At 61.3% G+C, this 19,850-nt stretch carries 17 protein-coding genes; 7 read left to right on the top strand and 10 right to left on the bottom strand.

Going from position 1 to position 19,850, the window contains the following annotated elements:
* The first annotated feature begins 547 nt into the window (after positions 1 to 547).
* Positions 548 to 2,035 (top strand): SulP family inorganic anion transporter, encoded by a 1,488-nt coding sequence (locus ABEH28_RS14490; RefSeq protein ID WP_346630499.1) that lies wholly within the window; start codon positions 548 to 550, stop codon positions 2,033 to 2,035.
* 56 nt (positions 2,036 to 2,091) lie between these two features.
* The gene (locus ABEH28_RS14485) at positions 2,092 to 4,566 is read left to right on the top strand and encodes an EAL domain-containing protein (protein ID WP_346630319.1); all 2,475 of its coding nucleotides are present in this window, start codon (positions 2,092 to 2,094) and stop codon (positions 4,564 to 4,566) included.
* Between the two features lie 68 nt (positions 4,567 to 4,634).
* Here ABEH28_RS14485 and ABEH28_RS14480 read toward each other — a convergent pair whose 3' ends face one another.
* Positions 4,635 to 5,429 carry an SDR family oxidoreductase gene (locus ABEH28_RS14480; RefSeq protein WP_346630318.1) on the bottom strand — a complete coding sequence of 265 codons (795 nt, stop codon included), beginning with the start codon at positions 5,427 to 5,429 and terminating at the stop codon, positions 4,635 to 4,637.
* Between the two features lie 247 nt (positions 5,430 to 5,676).
* On the opposite strand from ABEH28_RS14480, the gene ABEH28_RS14475 reads away from it, so the two are divergent.
* Positions 5,677 to 6,816, top strand: a complete 1,140-nt coding sequence (locus ABEH28_RS14475) for a glutathione-independent formaldehyde dehydrogenase (protein WP_192174678.1) — start codon at positions 5,677 to 5,679, stop codon at positions 6,814 to 6,816.
* 157 nt (positions 6,817 to 6,973) lie between these two features.
* Positions 6,974 to 8,536 (top strand): sensor domain-containing diguanylate cyclase, encoded by a 1,563-nt coding sequence (locus tag ABEH28_RS14470; protein ID WP_346630317.1) that lies wholly within the window; start codon positions 6,974 to 6,976, stop codon positions 8,534 to 8,536.
* Between the two features lie 93 nt (positions 8,537 to 8,629).
* Here the strand turns inward: ABEH28_RS14470 and nac are convergent, their stop codons facing one another.
* Positions 8,630 to 9,544: a nitrogen assimilation transcriptional regulator NAC gene (nac, locus tag ABEH28_RS14465; protein WP_192174731.1), complete on the bottom strand. Its 915-nt coding sequence runs from the start codon at positions 9,542 to 9,544 to the stop codon at positions 8,630 to 8,632.
* A gap of 316 nt (positions 9,545 to 9,860) precedes the next feature.
* Here nac and ABEH28_RS14460 point away from each other — a divergent pair, with 316 nt between their 5' ends.
* From ABEH28_RS14460 to ABEH28_RS14450, 3 genes are read left to right on the top strand one after another with little or no spacing between them, the layout of a single operon-like run.
* Complete coding sequence (locus tag ABEH28_RS14460) at positions 9,861 to 11,414, top strand: MFS transporter (protein WP_346630316.1); 1,554 nt, start codon at positions 9,861 to 9,863, stop codon at positions 11,412 to 11,414.
* 43 nt (positions 11,415 to 11,457) lie between these two features.
* The gene (gene pxpB, locus ABEH28_RS14455) at positions 11,458 to 12,168 is read left to right on the top strand and encodes a 5-oxoprolinase subunit PxpB (protein WP_346630315.1); all 711 of its coding nucleotides are present in this window, start codon (positions 11,458 to 11,460) and stop codon (positions 12,166 to 12,168) included.
* Entirely contained in the window at positions 12,165 to 13,142 is a 978-nt protein-coding gene (locus tag ABEH28_RS14450) for a biotin-dependent carboxyltransferase family protein (RefSeq protein ID WP_346630314.1), read from the top strand. The genes pxpB and ABEH28_RS14450 overlap by 4 nt, the downstream gene beginning before the upstream one ends.
* A gap of 72 nt (positions 13,143 to 13,214) precedes the next feature.
* Here ABEH28_RS14450 and ABEH28_RS14445 read toward each other — a convergent pair whose 3' ends face one another.
* From ABEH28_RS14445 to ABEH28_RS14410, 8 genes are all read right to left on the bottom strand, one after another.
* Positions 13,215 to 14,423 carry a pyridoxal phosphate-dependent aminotransferase gene (locus tag ABEH28_RS14445; RefSeq protein ID WP_346630313.1) on the bottom strand — a complete coding sequence of 403 codons (1,209 nt, stop codon included), beginning with the start codon at positions 14,421 to 14,423 and terminating at the stop codon, positions 13,215 to 13,217.
* 181 nt (positions 14,424 to 14,604) lie between these two features.
* On the bottom strand, positions 14,605 to 14,874 hold the full coding sequence (locus ABEH28_RS14440; protein WP_192174674.1) for a hypothetical protein: 270 nt from the start codon (positions 14,872 to 14,874) through the stop codon (positions 14,605 to 14,607).
* 48 nt (positions 14,875 to 14,922) lie between these two features.
* Positions 14,923 to 15,756 carry an ABC transporter substrate-binding protein gene (locus ABEH28_RS14435; protein WP_192174673.1) on the bottom strand — a complete coding sequence of 278 codons (834 nt, stop codon included), beginning with the start codon at positions 15,754 to 15,756 and terminating at the stop codon, positions 14,923 to 14,925.
* Positions 15,757 to 15,846: 90 nt separating this feature from the next.
* Positions 15,847 to 16,575 carry an amino acid ABC transporter ATP-binding protein gene (locus ABEH28_RS14430; RefSeq protein ID WP_192174729.1) on the bottom strand — a complete coding sequence of 243 codons (729 nt, stop codon included), beginning with the start codon at positions 16,573 to 16,575 and terminating at the stop codon, positions 15,847 to 15,849.
* Between the two features lie 14 nt (positions 16,576 to 16,589).
* On the bottom strand, positions 16,590 to 17,348 hold the full coding sequence (locus tag ABEH28_RS14425) for an amino acid ABC transporter permease (RefSeq protein ID WP_346630312.1): 759 nt from the start codon (positions 17,346 to 17,348) through the stop codon (positions 16,590 to 16,592).
* Positions 17,349 to 17,354: 6 nt separating this feature from the next.
* Positions 17,355 to 18,056, bottom strand: a complete 702-nt coding sequence (locus ABEH28_RS14420; RefSeq protein ID WP_346630311.1) for an amino acid ABC transporter permease — start codon at positions 18,054 to 18,056, stop codon at positions 17,355 to 17,357.
* A gap of 96 nt (positions 18,057 to 18,152) precedes the next feature.
* A complete protein-coding gene (locus ABEH28_RS14415; RefSeq protein ID WP_346630310.1) occupies positions 18,153 to 18,899 on the bottom strand; it encodes an SDR family oxidoreductase in 747 nt (248 codons plus the stop codon).
* A 162-nt stretch (positions 18,900 to 19,061) separates the two neighbouring features.
* Entirely contained in the window at positions 19,062 to 19,829 is a 768-nt protein-coding gene (locus ABEH28_RS14410; RefSeq protein ID WP_346626097.1) for a 5-oxoprolinase subunit PxpA, read from the bottom strand.
* Between the last annotated feature and the right edge of the window lie 21 nt (positions 19,830 to 19,850).

The raw sequence follows: 19,850 nt of genomic DNA, 5'->3' as shown, positions 1-19,850 counted from the left end.
AGGTCCGCTAATTGGAGTTGGATGGGCGGGGTTCCTTCCCTGAAAGTAACAAGCAGCAGCTATTCACTTTCCAGCGTTCGAGCGCGTCGCCTGAGATGAAGCTCGGGGAAACTCGGCTTGCGTTGTTCGCTGACCAGGCAACAATCGGCGGGCCTGGCCAGTACAAAACGTGCGTGCTGGCCTATTCGCATCGGCAGCAAATGGGATGAACTTGAGCCCGGGTTGTACATTTATTTATGCATGTACAACGTTGTACCTCGGCAAGTCGACCGGCGGGGGTTGTAGGGTGCCTCGGCAGGCCTTTAACATTTACTGGCTTTTTGAAGCACATTGAAGGAGACACCGTGTCTTTGTCCCTCTGGTTGCCTACGCCGCCTTAGCGCTACGCCCCCCTCGCAACACGCTTACCGCCCCCTGATTGCGGTTTAATTCTGCCGTGCCTGATTGATCGTCGCGGCGACCCCAAAAACTCTATTGACTACAGACGCACCTGCATGCCTCAGCGTTTGGCGCTGGGCCTCATGCCGTGCCTGCTATGGGTAAATACATGCGCGAACCTATCAAAACCGCCTGGTTATCAAACATCAGGGCGGATGTCCTTGCCGGCCTGGTGGTGGCGCTGGCCCTCATCCCCGAGGCCATTGCGTTTTCCATTATTGCCGGCGTCGACCCCAAGGTCGGTCTTTACGCCTCATTCTGTATTTGTACGGTCATCGCCTTCGTTGGCGGTCGTCCCGCGATGATTTCCGCCGCCACGGGCGCCATGGCGTTGTTGATGGTGAACCTGGTCAAGGACCATGGCCTTCAGTACCTGCTGGTGGCGTCCCTGGTGTGTGGCGTTCTGCAGATAATGGCTGGCTACCTGCGGCTGGGCGAACTGATGCGATTCGTGTCTCGCTCGGTCGTCACCGGCTTTGTGAATGCCCTGGCAATCCTGATCTTCATCGCGCAGCTCCCCGAGCTCACCGGGGTTACCTGGCCGGTTTATGCCATGACCGCGGGAGGCCTGGCGATTATCTACCTCTTCCCCCGCCTGCCCGTGCTCGGGAAACTGCTTCCTTCACCGCTGGTGTGCATCGTTGTACTCACAGCTATTTCAATCAACATGGGCCTGAGCATCCACACAGTGGGAGACATGGGATCGTTGCCCGACAGCTTGCCGGTTTTCATGTGGCCGGATGTCCCGCTGACGCTGGAAACACTGTTGATCGTGCTGCCCTACTCTGCCGCGCTGGCCGTGGTGGGGCTGCTCGAATCGATGATGACAGCGACCATCGTCGACGACCTCACCGACACGGGGAGCGATAAAAACCGTGAGTGCAAAGGCCAGGGTGTCGCCAACATCGCGGCCAGTCTCATCGGTGGCATGGCGGGTTGCGCCATGATCGGGCAATCGATGATTAACGTGAAATCGGGTGGCCGAACCCGCTTGTCGACCCTCAGCGCAGGGGTGTCCCTGCTGATCATGATGGTTTTTCTGGGTGACTGGCTGGCCCGCATTCCCATGGCAGCATTGGTCGCGGTCATGATCATGGTGTCCATCAGCACCTTTAGCTGGAATTCCATCCGCAACCTCAAGGCGCACCCCCTTCCAACCAACATCGTAATGATCGTCACGGTGGTGGTCGTCGTTGCCACAGACAACCTGGCGTTCGGCGTCATCGCCGGCACCTTGCTCGCGGCGATGTTCTTCGCCAACAAGATCGGGCATGACCTGGAGGTCACGTCCAGCCGCGACCCTGAACATCGTCACCGCACCTACTATGTATCAGGCCAGGTGTTCTTCGCCTCATCGGACCGGTTCTCCAAAGCCTTTGATCTCAAGGAGCCATTGGAAACGCTGGCCATTGACCTGCGCGAGGCCCACTTGTGGGACATTACGGCAGTCGCGGCTCTGGACAAAGTGGTATTGAAGCTTCGCCGTGAAGGCGTGCAGGTGGACGTGATCGGGATGAACCGGGCGACTGCCACCCTGGTGGACCGCTTCGGCATCCATGACAAAACGGGCAGCGTTCATACACTGATGGGGCATTGACGGCCCGCGATGCGAGCTGTGGCTGTGGCTGCGGAGCGCCCGTCAAGCGCCCGTCCATGCTCCGTTGTCCGGAAAGCCCCCGGGGCGATGCGGCGGTACGCGCGTTCGTCCGTTCGAAGGACCTGTTGAACTTCATCGCCGCGCCGATACCGAAGATGCTGAACGATCTGCCCGTGGGCGGCCGCTCTCCCGCACAGCCGTACACGCCCTTGCTCGACCCGATGCGGGTCGAACGATGGCCTGACACCTCGCCCCCTTTTCAGGTAATGCACATGGCAGCAAAGGCTCACCTCGGTTTAAAAAATCATGAAGTTCTGGGGCATTTTCTAGACGCAGCTTCGCACCTGACCGGGGCGGCGGGCGCCATACTGATCCTGCAAGACGAAGACCAATGGCACACGGTAGCGACCCACGGCGCCGCACCGCTGGTGCGTCCGGACGAAATCACCGGCGGTTGGCTGAAGATGATGTTGTCCTACGGTGACGTCGTCGACGTAGGCGCAGCGATGCCCGCTGACACCGTACTGCCTGCCGGGCTCGATCAGATTGTCAACGCATCGCTGGTGTGCGTTGCGATCAGGGATTGCAACGCGGTGCTGGCCGGAGCGGTACTGATGACAATCCCGCTGCCTCATACACGACTCAGCGCCGCACACATCTACGGCCTGCAAACCCATGCCGCCGATCTTTACGACGCGCTGAAGATGGACCCGGCCAACGGGGCCGGCGCGTCTGCGGTGATCGAACGTCTGCGCTTGCTGGAGTCGGTGGTGGTCAACGCCAAGGACGCCATCCTGATCACCGAGGCGGAACCCATCGATTTGCCGGGCCCACGCATTGTTTATTGCAATCCAGCGTTCCTGACCACCACCGGTTTCAGCCTCGACGAGGTCATGGGAAAGACGCCGCGGATTCTGCAATGCCCGGAGACCGATCGCCAGACGCTGCAAAAAATCAGGGATGCGCTGCAACGGTGGGACCCCGTTGAAGTCGAGCTCATCAACACTCGGCGTGACGGCACTCAGTTCTGGGTGCAGCTCAGCATCGTGCCGGTTGCAAACGAGAAAGGCTGGTTCACCCATTGGGTTTCCGTTCAGCGCGACATCACCGAGCGCAAAGACGCAGAGCAGCATTTTCGGCAGGCTCAGCTTGATCGTGAGGAACGCGTGGCGCTCGAGTCGAGGTTGATCGAGAGAGAGCGTATTCAGGACGAGTTGTCCTACGCGGCGTTTCATGACGAGTTGACGCGGCTCAAAAACCGGGGCTATTTCATGGCCCGCATCCATTCGGCCCTAAGCAAAGGGACCACGCAGAAGCCCGGCGCGGCGACGGTGTTGTACCTGGATCTGGATCGATTCAAATACGTCAACGACGGCATGGGCCACCACGCCGGGGACAGCCTGCTGAAAAGCGTTGCCCTCCGCCTGAGCGAATGCATCGATCCCACTGCAGTGATTGCCCGCATCGGAGGCGACGAGTTCGCGATCCTCTTGACTGACGAAGGCCATCAGGAACAGGCCATCGAGACGGCCGAGCGCGTGACCCACGCCTTAAGCCTGCCGACCGCCATCGACGGGCAACAACTCTTTATCTCCTGCAGCATTGGCATTGCGACGCTGGACGTTCAGCACACCACCGCCGAAGACCTGATCCGTGACGCGGACGTGGCCATGTACGCCGCCAAGAAGAAAGGCCGTGGCAGCTGGGCCGTTTTCGACCTCTCGATGCGTCAGGCGTCGATCGACATGCTGCTGATGCAGAACGCGCTCAAGCACGCGATCACCCGCAATGAGTTCTATCTGGTGTACCAGCCGATCTATTCCATTGCGACTGAGACGATCGTAGGCGTTGAAGCCCTGGTCAGGTGGCGCCACTCGACTCTCGGCATCATCGCGCCGGATGTGTTCATCAGCGTCGCAGAGGACATTGGCGTCATCTGCGACCTTGGGCAGTGGGTCATGCGCAGCGCGTGTCGCGAAGTCAAGAAATGGAGTGACGCCGCCGGAGCAGTCACCCTCAAGCTGAACGTCAACGTGTCCGGCGTTGAACTGAACCGCAGCGACTTCGTCACGCAGGTCGCCGAGATTATCGCCGAGACCGGATTCGATGCCCACGCCCTGCAGATCGAGATCACCGAGTCAGTGTTCCTCCATGAGCCGGAGATTGTGGCCAAAACCCTTGAAGACCTTCGCGCTCAAGGCATCCGCATTGCGCTGGACGATTTCGGCACCGGGTACAGCTCCCTTGGTTACATCGACCGCTACCCCATTGACGCGATCAAGATCGACCGTTCTTTTGTCACGCGCATGATGAAACATGAACGCAGCGTCGCCATCGTCAACAGTATTTTGTCGCTGGGGCAGGCACTGGACCTGGCGATTGTCGCCGAGGGCGTCGAGACCCTTGGCCAGCTGGATCAGCTCAGGGAATTAGGCTGCCCTTACGCCCAGGGTTTCCTGCTCAGTCCGCCGGTGCTGGCTGAAGATGTGCTGGCGATGCTGATGACGAGCAAACGCCAGCCCCTCCCTTGATGCGTTAGCCACTTGAAGCTGCCGTTGCCAGGGCCACGTGCTGTATGAGTTGGGAGCGCTTACGCGGCTCAAACGATGTCGTCAACCACACCGCCATCAACCCGCAGCGCTGCGCCGGTAGTGGCCGATGCCTGGGGCGAGCACACGTAGACGATCATATTGGCGACCTCTTCGACGGTGGCGGCACGCTGAATAATCGAGCTTGGACGGTGCTCGGTTACGAAGGCCTTGGTCACTTCCTCCAGGGATTTGCCCGTGCGCGCCACTTCACTTTGCATCATGGCGGCAACGCCATCGGACAAAGTCGGCCCCGGCAGCACGCTGTTTACCGTTACCCCGGTGCCCGCAACCCGTTTCGCAAGGCCCCGGGCCAAGGCCAACTGCGCGGTCTTGGAGACGCCGTAGTGAATCATGTCAGCGGGGATGTTGCGTGCGGACTCGGACGACACGAACACCACCCTGCCCCATTTCCTGGCCACCATTGCCGGGAGCAGTGCGCGACTCAGGCGTACCCCTGACATCACGTTGGTCTGCCAGTAGCTGTCCCACACCTCATCTTCGGTTTCAAAAAAATCCTGGGGGCCATAGATCCCGGCGTTGTTGACCAAGACGTCGATAGGCCCGGCCCCCTGCAGCAGCGTTTCAACACCGCCTGCATCACTTAGATCTGCGGCGACGCCGGTAATCGTGGCACCGGGCACAGCGCTCACCAGTCGGGCAATTGCTTGCTTGACCGAGCTTTCACTGCGGCCATTGATCACCACCTCGGCACCCGCCTCGGCCAGACCTTTGGCAATCGCGAAACCGATGCCGCCGGTTGACGCGGTGACCAGCGCACGTTTGCTATTCAGCTGAATGTTCATTTCCACTCCGTCACATTTGGGTTGGGGGGCAGGCAGTACAGAACTCACCCTATTTGAGCTGCCACGGCTTGCATCGACGCAACCGCGTCTTTCGCCATCGAGTGGCCACAAGCCGCGTCTCAGAGCCTTTTGCCAGTATTTACCGTTCGTCACTCCCGGCCAATCTCTTTGAACGACAGGCCGGTACGGTCGTACTAAATCTGGCGCATATATGTCCCTATCTGCACCTCATTTTTCTGGAGAACCCATGAAAGCCATTATTTACAACGGTCCTTACGACGTCAGCGTTCAGAACGTTCCCGATGCCAAAATTGAAAAGGCGACCGACGTGCTGGTCCGCATTACCACGACCAACATCTGCGGCTCCGATTTGCACATGTATGAAGGCCGCACCAGCTTCGAAACGGGCCGGATTCTGGGTCACGAGAACCTGGGCGAAGTCATCGAAGTGGGCGCCGCAGTTGATCGCGTGAAAGTGGGCGATATGGTCTGCCTGCCGTTCAATATCGGTTGCGGCTTCTGCGAAAACTGCGAGCGCGGCCTGACCGGCTACTGCCTGACCGTCAACCCTGGCAGTGCCGGTGGTGCCTACGGTTTTGCGGAAATGGGCCCTTATGAGGGTGGTCAGGCTGAACTGCTGCGCGTGCCGTATGGCGACTTCAATTGCCTGGTGCTGCCTGAAGATGCCAAGGAGAAAGAAGACGACTACGTCATGCTGTCTGACATCCTCCCAACCGGCTGGCACGCGACTGAGTTGTCCGGCTTGCTGCCAGGTGAAAGCATCGCGATCTACGGCGCAGGCCCGGTCGGACTGATGGCCGCCCATGCCGCGATGATCAAAGGTGCCTCGCAAGTCTTTGTGGTCGACAACCATCCAGACCGTCTGGCACTCGCGGCCAAGCTGGGCGCCACGCCGATCAACACGGCACAGACCCAGGCCGTGGAGCAGATCATGAATCTCACCAATGGCAAGGGCACTGACCGTGGCTGCGAATGCGTGGGCTATCAGTGCTGCGACAAGCATGGCCATGAAGCCAATCACGAAACCATGAACAACCTGGTCGCCTCCACCAAGCCCACCGGCGGTATCGGCGTCGTGGGTGTCTTCGTGCCCCAGGATCCCAACGCTGCAAGTGATCTGGCGAAAGAAGGCAAGATGGCCTTCGACTTCGGTTCCTTCTGGTTCAAGGGTCAGCAGATCCGTACTGGCCAGGCCAACGTCAAGGCGTATAACCGTCGCCTCGCCGAGCTGATCCACCATGACCGCGCCAAGCCGTCGCAGATCATTTCCCACAGCCTGAAGTTGTCCGAAGGTCCGGACGCCTACAAGCACTTTGATCAGCGGGACGACGGCTGGACCAAAGTGGTGCTCAAGCCTTCGGCATAACCCTTCTGCACCCTCCGTTGAGGCGCTGTGACACTGGCGCCTCGACGACCCTTCCCTGGCGATCCAGTTCTCCTTGATCCAGAGGCGCAAAGGCACATCCCTGCGCGGTACGAAAACTGCATTTGCTCATCCAATCGCCAATTAGATGACGCCTGACATGACGCTGGTTCGATTTTTTTCCACAAGATTGACACCCAAAGCGCTGTCCAACTCGCTAATAGGTTTCATCGCATTAGTCTGTGTACTTTTAGTGCTCGCCACCGCCTGGCAGATGCAGCAATCGGCCAATGAGCGAGTGGACGCGGCGAAAGTGTCTGTCTCGAACATAGTCCTCGCCGCCGAACAGTTGGCGCGTGACACGATGCTGCAGGCCGATAACACCTTACAGGACATCGCAGAGCGCGTAGCCCATGACGGGATCATTGCTGATCAGCAAACTCGCCTGACGACCTTGTTGGCTCGACAGGTCGAACGTATTGATGGAATTCAAGGGCTGTTCATCTTCGATGCAAAGGGGAATTGGGTTGCAAACTCTTTTTCTCAGGGCATACAGACCAAAAACAACAGTGATCGCGCTTACTTCATTTACCATCGGGACAACACCAGCCAGGCAATCCATATTGGTTCTATCGTTGAGAGCAGAACCACCGGAGAACTGATCATCCCCATCAGCCGCCGCATTGAATCCTCTGACGGAACATTTGCGGGCGTCGCGCTCGCCACGATTCCTGTTGCCTATTTTCAAAGCTTTTTCAAACGGGTTGACATCGATAACGACGGGGTCATCTTCCTCGCTCTCGACAAAGGCGAATTGCTTGCACGGCGTCCAACGGTGGATGCGCTGATGACAACCAATATTTCAAAGGGAGATATTTTCAGTCGCTATCTTCCCCATAGTGATAGCGGCACTGCGATTATCAAGTCGGTGGTGGATGGTGTAGAGAGGATATATGCCTATCGTCGTCTATCGGGACTGCCCATCGTCGCAGCGGCAGGCATCTCATATCAGCAAGTGTTCGCGCCGTGGTGGTCTTATGTTTTCCACTCCATGACCGTTATGGCGGTGATCATTTTAGCGCTGGCGTTGCTGGGCGGGTTGCTGTACCGCCAGATCCAGCAGCTGCTGGTTGCAGAAAGCGAACTTAATGCGGCGCAGGACAAACTGGAAATCATTGCAATGACGGACAGTTTGACGTCATTGGCCAACAGGCGAAGTTTCGATGTTGCCCTTAAGAAAGAATGGGGCCGCGCGCTCAGAAACCAGTCAAGTCTTGCCGTGATCCTGTTGGACATAGACTGGTTCAAACAATACAACGATCACTACGGCCACCTGCCGGGCGATGACTGCCTCGTTGAAGTGGCTGCACTCATTGCGCAAAGTGCCAGCCGGCCTTTCGATATAGCCGCTCGTTACGGCGGCGAAGAATTTGTGATTTTGCTTCCTGAAACGGAGCTGGCGGGTGCCATTGTGGTGGCTGAAAAAGTGAGACGCTCGATAGAACAGGCGCAGATTCAACATTCAACAAGCGCCCTGGGCATCATTACGATCAGCGCTGGCGTCGTCGCGGTATGCCCGACTGACAAAAATAGCCACAGAGACAGCATGGCCGAGGCTGACCGTCTGCTGTACTGCGCAAAGATTAACGGGCGCAATTGTATAGAAGCCGCTTCATACCAGCGCGTCCCATCGGTGGTTTGCTGTGAATCGAATGGTGGATGATCGCGCTCAGGGTTGATGCGCGGCTGAATCCCCAGGCGCTCAGGGCTATGTCAAAGGCGACGGTCATCCGCGCATCAACCGGTCATGCCCCTGTCAACGGGAGGCCCCCAGGCTTCCGCGCATTTCGGCGATCATGTCCAGCAAGATGATTTTGACCGCCTGGGCCGGCACCGACAGCGGCAGATGCCCGGACAGGCACAGCGCCAGAGGCGCCTCGATCTCGGGTTCGACGATGCGGGTCAGGTGCACGTCCTGGTGCTGCTGCATCGCCCGCGCGGCGGACTCGGGCAGCACGGTCGATCCGAAGCGTTCGGCAACGGCGGTTGCAAGGGTCGAGGCCGATTCGACTTCCGCGATCACCTTCGCGCTGAGGTTGAGTTTCATCAGTGCATCGTCCACCAGCCGCCGCATGATGTTGTAGGTGCGCGGCAGCAGCAGGTCGAGCGCGGCCAGTTCGGTCAGCGGTATGCTCGGCTGGGCAGCAAACTGCGGATCGGCGCTGACCAGGTACAACTGCTCGCGCAGCAGGGGCGTGAAGCTCAGGCCGTGGATTTCGCGACCGCCGTACAGCACCGCCATGTCCATGCGCCCGTTCATGATCAGCTCACTGAGCGTGGTGCCGAAGTTTTCGTTGAGGTAGAGAAGGATCCCCGGATGCTGCTCTCGCACGCGGCGCAGCAGTGGCACCGACAGCGCCGAGGCCGCCGTGCCGGGGGCCAGCCCCACCGACACCTGACCTGACAAGGCATGGCCGGTGGCGTTGACATCGCTTTGCGCCTGTTCGCATTGACGCAGGATCAACTGCGCATGCCCGTACAGGACCTTGCCGGCTTCGGTCGGGGTCACGCCGCGCTTGGTGCGGATCAGCAACTGCTGCTGCACTTCGGTCTCGAGCGTCACCAACTGCTGGCTGAGTGCCGGTTGTGCGATGTGCAGGACGTTGGCCGCCTGGGTCATGCTGCCGATGTCGACAATCTTGACGAAGTACTTCAAACGGCGAAAATTCACGCGGTCACACCTTTGTTTAAGATCATGGCCTTGCCAGAGCAAGAGCCGCGCCAGCCGGTGAAATCCAGGCCCACGCGCAGGTCATCGCCTTTACCTATGGCCCGCGCCGGGCGCTCCAGCATCGAACCCGGACGCGGCACCCTCCTCCCTCCCACCAAATTGGTGCAGCCCGGCCCCCGTGATGCGTCATAAGGAGGCCTTATCCGTCCAGAACAAAGACGTCTTTCTGCCTGCGCGCCTCAGCTCTTAAATTAGCCTACCGACACCCGAGGAGCGGCCGCATGCCTGCCTGTCATCCGTATCGCAGCACTCACCCATGACCCGTGCCGAAACCCGACCGTTGACGTTTCGCCAGGCGCTGCTGGCCATGCTTGGGGTCTCGCTGGTGCTGATGTTGTCGGCCCTCGACCAGACCGTCATCGGCAACGCGCTGCCCACTATCGTCAGCGAGCTGAACGGTTTTGATCTGTACGCCTGGGTGGCAACCGGCTACCTGCTGACCTCGATCGTGACCATTCCGATCTTCGGCCGCCTCGGTGATTACTACGGGCGCAAGCCTTTCGTCATCGCCGCCACGCTGATCTTTATCTTCGCCTCCGTGCTGTGCGCGCTGGCCAACGGGATGGTTGCGCTGGTGGCCGGACGCGCGCTGCAGGGCATCGGCGGCGGCATGCTGGTCGGTACGGCATTCGCGTGCGTCCCTGAACTGTTTCCCGACACCCGCCAGCGCCTGCGCTGGCAGATCATGCTCAGCGCGCTGTTCAGCGTGGTCAACGCCATCGGGCCGGGGCTGGGTGGTTTCATGACCGCGCATTTTGGCTGGCGCTCGGTGTTCTGGCTGAACCTGCCGCTGGGGGCGCTGGCGTTGTATTTCGCCTGGCGCCATCTGCCTTGGTACCGGCCGGCCGCCACCGGGACGATTCGCATGGACTGGACCGGGGCGGCACTGATCGCGCTGGGCCTGGGCGCTCTGCAACTGTTCGTCGAATGGCTGGGGCATTCCAGCGCGGCGGTGTGCACGGCGCTGGGCGCTATCAGCCTGGCGGCGTTCACGGCGCTGTGGTTTCAGGAACGACGCAGTGCGGCGCCCCTGCTGCCCGGTCCGCTGTTTGCCGATCAGAGCATGCGGGTGCTGTTCATCCTCGCGCTGCTGGCCGGCGCGGTGATGTTCACCCTCTTGTTTTACCTGCCGCTGTTGCTGCAAGGGGGCTATGGCTATTCACCGCAACAGGCCGGGGTGCTGATTACGCCACTGGCGTTGAGCATCACGCTGGGGGCGATCGTCAACAGCCGGATCATGACGCGACTGCGCAACCCCAATCGCCTGCCCCAGGCCGGTTTTGCCACCCTGGGAGGCGCCTGCCTCGGCCTGGCGCTGGTCGGCCCGAGCGCGGGATTCAACACTTTGCTGGTGTTGATCCTGCTGGCGGGCCTGGGCCTGGGGTTCATCTTTCTCAACCTGTCGGTGTTCACCCAGACCCTGGTGCAGCGACAGTATCTGGGCATCGCGACCGCGCTGCAGCAATCGCTGCGACTGGTCGGCGGCCTGCTGGGCACGGCGTGCATGGGTGCGCTGGTGAACGTGCTGTATGCCTGGCACCTCGGCCGCTTGCTGACCCAGGCCGGTCAGACTCAGGCACTGTCGTTGCTGAGTGATCCGCAAGTGCTGTCCCAGGGTGCGAACGCGCCAGGTCCTGCACTGCTCAGTCCTGCACTGCTGACGCTCGGACGCACGGCATTGGTCGAGGCCATGTCCATGGGGCTGGCGACCTGCGCCGTGCTGACCGTCATCGCGCTGTGGATATTGCGGCGGCTGCCCACGGTGCAACTGATGCCCGCTCCAGGTCAGGCGGCAGGCGCCACGTCATGAACCCGACCCTTTTCTTATCCCCCTGCGCTACAGGAATTTCCCCATGAACAGCAGTCCGCAGCCGCTCGGTGCCTCCCCTGCCCCCGCGCTGCTTTTGACCGACGGGCCCGCCAAGGTCTCGATGATCGGCAGTCGTGCGTTTCTCATCGATGCTCCGGGCGATTTCGATCTGGCCGCGCAACGGCGCATCTGGGCCTTGAGCAACGCGCTGCAGCGCGAAGACGATATCGAGGAGCTGGTGCCGGGCATGACCAATCTGCTGGTGGTGCTCAAGCAAACGCCTCCCGCGCCGGACCTGATCATCGAACGACTGCGCGAAGCCTGGAGCCTGGCGCGAGAGCTCGACCTACCGGGCCGGCTGATCGAGATTCCGACCTGCTACGGGGGCGAACACGCCATCGACCTGCCAGCCATCTGCGACTTTTCCGGGCTGCCCGCCACCGAGGTGATACGGCGTCATCATCAGGCGACCTACACCGTGTTTGCGGTCGCCAGCGCGCCGGGCTTCGGCTATCTCGCAGGCCTCGATCCGGCCATCTACATGCCACGCAAGAAGGTCCCTTCGCTGAACATGCGCAAAGGCATGGTCACCATCGGCGGCATGCAATCAGGGCTTTCGGTACTCGACGGCCCCAATGGCTGGAACGCCCTGGGCAGCGCCGATCTGGCGATGTTCGACCCCTATGCCAGCGTTCCCGCCACCCTTGCACCGGGTGACACCGTACGTTTTTTGCCTGAAAGGATTGAACTGTGATCGAGATTATCGCCAGCGGCCCCCTCAACACGGTGCAGGACCTCGGGCGCCGCGGTTATCGCAACATCGGCGTCGCAACCGCCGGTGCCATGGACCCGGTCGCCCTGCGGGTCGGCAACCTGATGCTCGGCAACGCCGACAACTGTGCCGCCATCGAAATCCAGACCTTTCCCTTCAAGGTGCGCTTTACCCGCACCTTGGCAATCGCGCTGACCGGTGCTGACTGCAAGGCGCGTCTTGATGGCCAACCCATGCTGCCCTGGTGGGCTTGTACCGTGCAGGCCGGTCAGGAACTGGAGCTCAGTTTCCCCAAGGGTGGCGCCCGTGGCTACTTGTGTGTCAGCGGCGGTATCGACGTGCCGGTGCTGATGGGCTCGCGCAGCACGTCGCTGCGGGGCAACTTCGGCGGTCACGAAGGCCGGACTCTGACTGCCGGTGACACGCTGGCGGTGCTCGACGGACCTCTGCCAGCGTTGCCAGCCGGAGGGTTTGGGGTGACACCGCCAGGCCAGGCCTTGCGCGAGCACTTCCCGGTGGACGACGATGGGGCGCTGCTGCTACGGGCGATTCCGGCGGGTGAGTACGCGTTGTTCCAGGCCGATGCCGAGCGCTTCTGGGCGCAGAGCTGGAAGATCTCGGCGCAAAGCAACCGCACCGGCTATCGCCTGTCAGGGCTGGCGATCCAGCCGGAAACCGTGGTCGAAATGCGTTCCTATGGGCTGGTCCCCGGTATCGTCCAGGTGCCGCCTGCTGGCGAGCCGATCATTCAGATGAGCGACGCCAACACCGCTGGCGGTTACCCGAAGATCGCCGGGATTATCGAGGTGGACCTGTGGCGGTTGGGGCAGGCAGCGATCGGCAGCAAGATTCGTCTGGTCAAGGCAGACACCCAGGATGCAATCGCTGCCGAACAGGCGCTTGAAGGGTATGTGCAGGGGGTGGGCCGGATGCTGCAGGCGCTGGCCCTGCGCTGATAGAAGGCGGGCTTGCCGGCAACAGGGCATTGGCGGGCCCGTCGCCGACAAGCCAGATCAAATCAACTCAAATCACTTCAGCCCCGCACAGAACTCGGCAATGCGGTCACAGCCTTCGCCGAGCACGTCGAGGCTGGTGGCATAGGACAGCCGGAAGTACGGACTCATGCCATAGGCAGCGCCTTGCACCGTGGTCACGTGGTGCTCCTCCATCAAGGCCATGACGAAATCCGTGTCGTTGCCGATTCGGCGGCCACCGCGGGAGGTCCGGCCGATCAGCGCCGAGATGTTCGGGAACAGATAGAACGCACCTTCCGGCTTGTGGCACTGCAGCCCGGGAATATCCGCCAGCCGCCCGAGGACGAAATCGCGGCGCTGCTGGTAGATCGCCGCGCGCTCCTTGAGCAAGCCCTGAGGACCATCGAGCACGGCAATCGCCGCCGCCTGGGTCAGGGTGCAGATCCCGCCGCTGTTCTGGGTGTTGACGTTGCTCATCGCCTTGACCAGATCCGCCGGGCCACCGCAGAAGCCCATGCGCCAACCGGTCATGGCATACGCCTTGGACACACCGTTGACGGTCAGCACGCGGTCGAGCAGACGCGGTTCGACGTCCCCGATGGTGCAGAACTCGAAATCGTCGTAGATCAGGTGCTCGTACATGTCGTCGGTCATGATCCACACGTGCTCATGACGCAGCATCACCGACGCAATGGCGGCCATCTCGGCCCGCGAGCACGCCGAACCCGTCGGGTTGCTCGGGTAGTTGAGCAGCAGCCACTTGGTCTTCGGCGTGACGGCCGCTTCGAGGTCTTCGGGGCGCAGTTTGAAGGCATTGGCCTGGGTGCAATTGACCGGCACCGGCACACCCCCGGCGAACTTGACGATGTCGGCGTAGCTGATCCACGCCGGGGTGGGAATCAACACCTCATCGCCCGGGTTGATGGTCGCCAGCATGGCATTGAAGATGATCTGCTTGCCGCCGCCCGCAGTGAGGATCTGGGTAACGTCGTAGTCGAGATTGTTATCGCGCTTGAACTTGCGCTGAATCGCCGCGCGCAAGGCCGGCGTGCCGTCGGTGGGCGGGTATTTGGTGTCACCGGCACGGGCCGCCGCATAGGCGGCCTCGATGGCGTGCTCGGGCGTGGGGAAGTCGGGCTCGCCGGTCGACAAGCCAATGACCTTGATGCCTTGGGCGGCCAGGTCACGGGCTTTCTGGGTCATGGCCACGGACGCGGAAACGGAAACGTTTTTCAAGCGATCAGCGATAGCAGGCATTGTCATCAGTCTTCGTGGTTGCGGGATCGGGGGGGCAAAACAAGCATAAAAGCAAACGTCCGACGGGCTCCAATAGCGCTTTACTGTGGTGACATAACCTAAATGGATGGCCCCCTTCACCGTGCCGCAGATACACCAAGGCCCGGCATGATTGCCGGGCCTTGGTGGCGCGAGTCAGCCTGGGCGCTTATTGCGTGGCCGAGCCGCCCGAGGTCTGCTTGATCAGCGTCAGGGCCTTCTGGCCGCTGCGCGCGCAGTTGTCCAGATCACCCTTGGCCTCGTAAGCCTTGGCCTCGGCAATCAGCTGATTGACCTCGGACGAAGGGCCGGTGACAGACGAAGGCTTGGTGATCGCCGCTTGATCGGCGAGCTTCTGCAACTGCAGCGAGCACAGGTCCTCAGCGGCCATCGCACTGCCGGCGACCATCATCGCCGCAACAACCATTAATCGTTTCATTGCGCAGTCTCCCTGATTCATGGATAAACCCGGCCCGCCATCGGGTGGTCATTCAAGCGGTTCGAACTTCAGTGCGCTGAGCTTCTGCACCTTCTCTTCGCGCACCATCTTGTATTCGGTGTTTGGCCCGATCCACTTGGCCCAGATCTGGTCGATCTCGCCAGCGGTCTCCATGGCCATCAGCGCGTCGTTGACCTTCGCCAACAGGGCGGGCTCTTCCAGGCGCATGCCGACGCTCACCGGTTCAAGCGCCATCGGCTCTTTGACGATGCCCAGCTCGACACCGCCGGCCCCGGCCTGAGCGACCAGCTTGGCCGCCGACATGGCATTGGTCACCACGCCCAGCACCTTGTTCTGCTGCACCGCCAGGTACGCCGAACCGGTGTCCTGGAAGGTCACCGGGGTGGCCTTGGCCATGCGAATCGACTGCTCGGAGGTCGAGCCCTTGGTGGCGCTGATGCGCTTGCCTTCGAAGTACGAACGCGGTTGGTCCGCCAGCGGCTTCTTTACCACGAGCATTTCCTTTGCCACGTAGTAAGGGTCGCTGAACTGGATCTGCTGGGCGCGGGTTTTGGTGTACGCCAGGTTGGCGATGACCACATCGACGCGGCCCATCTTCACTTCCGGCACCCGTGCTTCGCCCGACAGTGGCTTGAGTTCAACCTTCACGCCCAAGTGCTTGGCCAGCGTGCTGCACAAGTCCACGTCCATGCCTTCGAGCACGCGGGTTTGTGGGTTGGGCGAAGAGAACGGCGGCACATCGGAGTAAACGCCGCAGCTCAGGGTTTGTTTCGCCTGGATATCCGCCCATTGATCGGCGTGAGCCGCCATGGCGATTACCGGGGTGACGATCAGGGCCAGACAGGCCGATTTGATACGCATGCATCCATCCTCAAAAAATGGTGTTGTGTGGGCGGCAGCCTGAGCGCGCGGGTATGCCGCGCGAGGGTCGTGGGCGGCTCTGACGGCGCCTCAATGAGAACGTAGATCGCTGATGAAACGTTGCGCGCGAGGGTGCGCGGGCTCGCTGAAAAACACCTCGGGCGTGGCTTTCTCGAGAATCTGCCCGGCGTCCATGAACCAGATGGTGTCGGCCACTTCGCGAGCGAAGTGCATCTCGTGGGTCACGCACATCATGGTCATGCCCTCCTTCGCCAGGCCGCGCATCACGCTCAGCACTTCCCCGACCATTTCCGGATCGAGGGCACTGGTGGGTTCGTCGAACAGCATCACCGGCGGCTCCATGGCCAGCGCCCGGGCGATGGCCACGCGCTGCTGCTGCCCGCCCGACAACTGCCCGGGATAGGCACCCGCCTTGTGGGCCATGCCGACACGATCCAGTAGCTCCATCGCCTGCTTCTTCGCGGCCGAGCCCTTGATGCCTCTGACCTTGGTCGGCGACAGCACGACGTTGTCGAGCACCGACAGATGCGGGAACAGGTTGAAGCTCTGGAACACGAAGCCGATGCGGCTGCGCAGGCGATTGACGTTGGCATCGGTGCCGTGGATGTCGTGGCCTTCGAACAGAATCTGTCCGCCCTGGATGGCCTCGAGGCGATTGACGGTTCGGATCAGCGTCGATTTGCCCGAGCCCGAGGGGCCGCAGACCACCACCACTTCACCCTTGGAGATTTCCGCGTTGATGGTGGTCAGGGCACGGTACTCGCCGTACCACTTGTCGATGTTGGAAAACGTGATCATGGGTTTCATGGCGATTACCTGGGCAGATCGGTGGAGGCGAGTTCGGGAATGGCCTTGGCGGCAGATGCTCTGCCGTTGTCGCCTTGGCGCTTGCGCTCGATGCGATATTCCACGGCACCGGCCAGCCGGGTCAGGCTGTAGCAGATGCAGAAGTAGCTGATCGCCAGAATGAAATAGACCTGGAACGGTTTGGTCAGCAGCTGGTTGTTGACCTGATTGGCCGAGAAGGTCAGCTCCTGCAGGTTGATGATGTAGCCCAGCGTGGTTTCCTTGATGATCGAGACGAACTGGCTGATCAGGCTCGGCAAAGCGTTGTAGAGCGCCTGCGGCAGGATCACGTAACTCATCGCCCGCCAGTAGCCCATTCCCAGCGCTCGGGAGGCCTCGTACTGACCCGTGGGCAGCGCCTGGATCCCGCCCCGCACGATCTCGCTGAGGTAAGCGCTCTGGTAAATCACCAGCGTGCACAGCATGGTGGTGAAGGCGCTGATGTTATGGCCGATCAGCACCGGCACCAGAAAGTAGGTCCAGAAGATCACCAGCAACAGCGGGATGCCGCGCAGCACATACACCCAGACGAATGCCGGGTAGCGCAGCACGCGGAACGGCGAGATGCGCGCCATGGCCAGCAGCATGCTCAGCGGAAAGGCGATCACCAGCGCCAGTGCCGACAGCACCAGGGTGTTGACCAGGCCGCCCATCGGCCCGCTCGGGTACTGGCCGATCAACAGCAATTCCCAGTTGCCGCGCAGGATAGTAAAAACATCGAACATGTGGGATTACCTCGCCCGCGCCAGATCGAAACGACGAGCGATCAACGCCCCGATACCCATCAGCACCAGCGAGACCGCCAGGTAGCCGACTGTGGCAACCAGGTATGACTCGAAGGTGCGAAAGGTGTAGTTCTCGACTTCACGGGTGGCGTAGGTCAATTCGACCACGCCGATGGCCATGGCCAGGCTCGTGTTCTTGAACAGCAAGACGGTGTGGTTGATCAACGAGGGCAGCGAGTTGCGTACGCCCTGGGGCAGGATCACGTAACGCATCGAACGCACATAACCCAGGCCCAGCGCCCGCGAGGCTTCGGTCTGGCCCTCGGGAATCGCCCGCAAGCCGGCGCGCAGGTCCTCGGCGAAATACGCCGCCTGGCACAGCCCCAGGGCGATCACCGCAAAGATGAATTCAGAGCTGAAATCGGCCAGCCACAGCTGCACGCTTTCCGGCAGGAGCGTCGGCACACCGAAGTACCAGAGCATCAACTGCACCAGGGTCGGGACATTACGGTGGTACGCCACATACGCGGCGACCAGGTGTTCGGCCAGTTTGTTGTGGGTCAGGCGCACCACCACCAGCAAAAACGCCAGACTCATGGCCAGCAGCCAGGCGAAGAGCATCAACTTGAGGGTCAACAGCGCACCCTGAAGCATCAGTGCGGCGTATTCGCCGGTCAGAATCGGCCCCAGATCGAAACCTTTAATCATGGGAGTCACCTATGGAAGTCTGTAGCGGCAGCGTCAATCGAAAGCCGGAGCCCGGAGGGGCATGACGGATGCATCCGTTCTTGTCCGGCAGCCGCCTCAACTCCCCTGGGGGCGCGTGGTTTGCAGACCTCCGGGGACCTGCAGCGTCGGGGTGATTTCCATATGGCCGACGTTCATCGACACCGGCGCCGCGATGGCAAAGGCGATGGCGTCGGCAATGTCGGCCGCGACCGGCAGCTCGAAGCCTTCGATGTACTTCTTGTGGCTTTCTTCCGGGTTGCCGTGGACGTGGGCAAAGATGTCCGTGGCCACGCGGCCGGGGCAGATTTCAGTCACCCGCACGCGCTTGCCGAACACGTCGATGCGCAGGTTGCGCGAGAGCATGCTGACCGCAGCTTTGGTGGCGTGGTAGGTCGAGTTGCCGCCGAAGTTGTAGGCGGCCGCGATCGAGCTGATGTTGATCACATGGCCGCGGTCGCGGCTGACCATGCCGGGCACCAGCAAGCGGGTCAGGTGCAGCACCGCGCGCAGGTTGACGTCGATCAGTGCGTCGATGCCCTCGGCGTCGGCATTGAGAATCGAGCCAGGGCGATCGACGCCGGCGTTGTTGACCAGAATGTCGATGTCCAGTCCTTCGGTCAGCGCTGTAATGCCCGCCAGGTCAGCCACGTCCACGGCGTGGGGAATGCAGCCTGTACGGGCAGCGAGGGCGGCGAGGTTATCGGCGTTGCGGGCCACCGCGTGCACGGTGATGCCTTCGCGACACAGGCGCTCGACCGTGGCAGCACCGATGCCCGAAGAAGCGCCGGTCACCAGTGCGGTCTTGTAGTCTGAAAATGGCATCTCTCATTCCTCATCAATTCGTTCGGCGACCCCGTGTTGCCGGTGTCGGAAAATAGGGGCCGGGCCTGTGTCACGACTCTACTGGGCCACGATTGCGGGCGCCAAGACGTAATCACTGTGTGGCGATAAGCGCTGCTTATGGCCCGCCGCAGCCCAATGAACTCAGGGGATCAGCCGCGAGATCGGGACAATTTCACCGCCGCCCTGCTGGATTTCTTCACGGATGTCCCGCGCCAGTTGCACTGCCCCTGCGGTATCGCCATGGAGCAGAATCGAACAGGCGTCGATGTTGATGCGCTCGCCGCTGTAGCAGGTCACAGTGCCGTCGTCGAGAAACTGCCGGACCCGCTCGCGGACCTTGCCCGGCTCCTTGATCACCGAATCGGGCAGTTTGCGGGGCACCAGCAGGCCGTTCTTGTCGTAGGCGCGGTCGGCCAGAAAAGTAGTCGCCACGCGCAAGCCGTGACGTTCGGCGGCGCCCTCGATGGCGCGGCTGGTGGACGAACTGACAATGATGTTCGGATCGAAGGCCGCCACGGCGGCGATCAGCGGCGCCGCCAGTTCGGCGTCGGCTGCGGCCATGTTGCCCAACGCCCCGTGAAAACTCATGTGGGTCAGCCGATGCCCCGCGACGGCGGCAAAGCCGGCCAGTGCGCCGAGCTGGTAGATCACGTACGTAGCCAGTTCCCGCGGCTCGATCTGCATCGGCCGGCGACCGAAACCGAGCAGATCGGGAAAGCCCACGTGAGCACCCAGATCGATGCCTCCGGCAAGCGCCAGACGCACCGTGGTGTCCATGATCAGCGGATCCCCGGCATGGAAGCCGCAGGCGACGTTGGCCGACGAAATGATCTGCATCAACGCCTCGTCCTCGCCCATCCGGTAGGCCGCGAAGCCCTCGCCGAGGTCGGCGTTCAAATCGATTTTCATGCCCTGCTCCTTATGCCCTGC

Source organism: Pseudomonas sp. Ps21-P2, assembly GCF_039672565.1.
GTDB lineage: Bacteria > Pseudomonadota > Gammaproteobacteria > Pseudomonadales > Pseudomonadaceae > Aquipseudomonas.
Note: the sequence above shows the minus strand (reverse complement) of the source record. Positions and strands in the feature narration are given on the sequence as shown.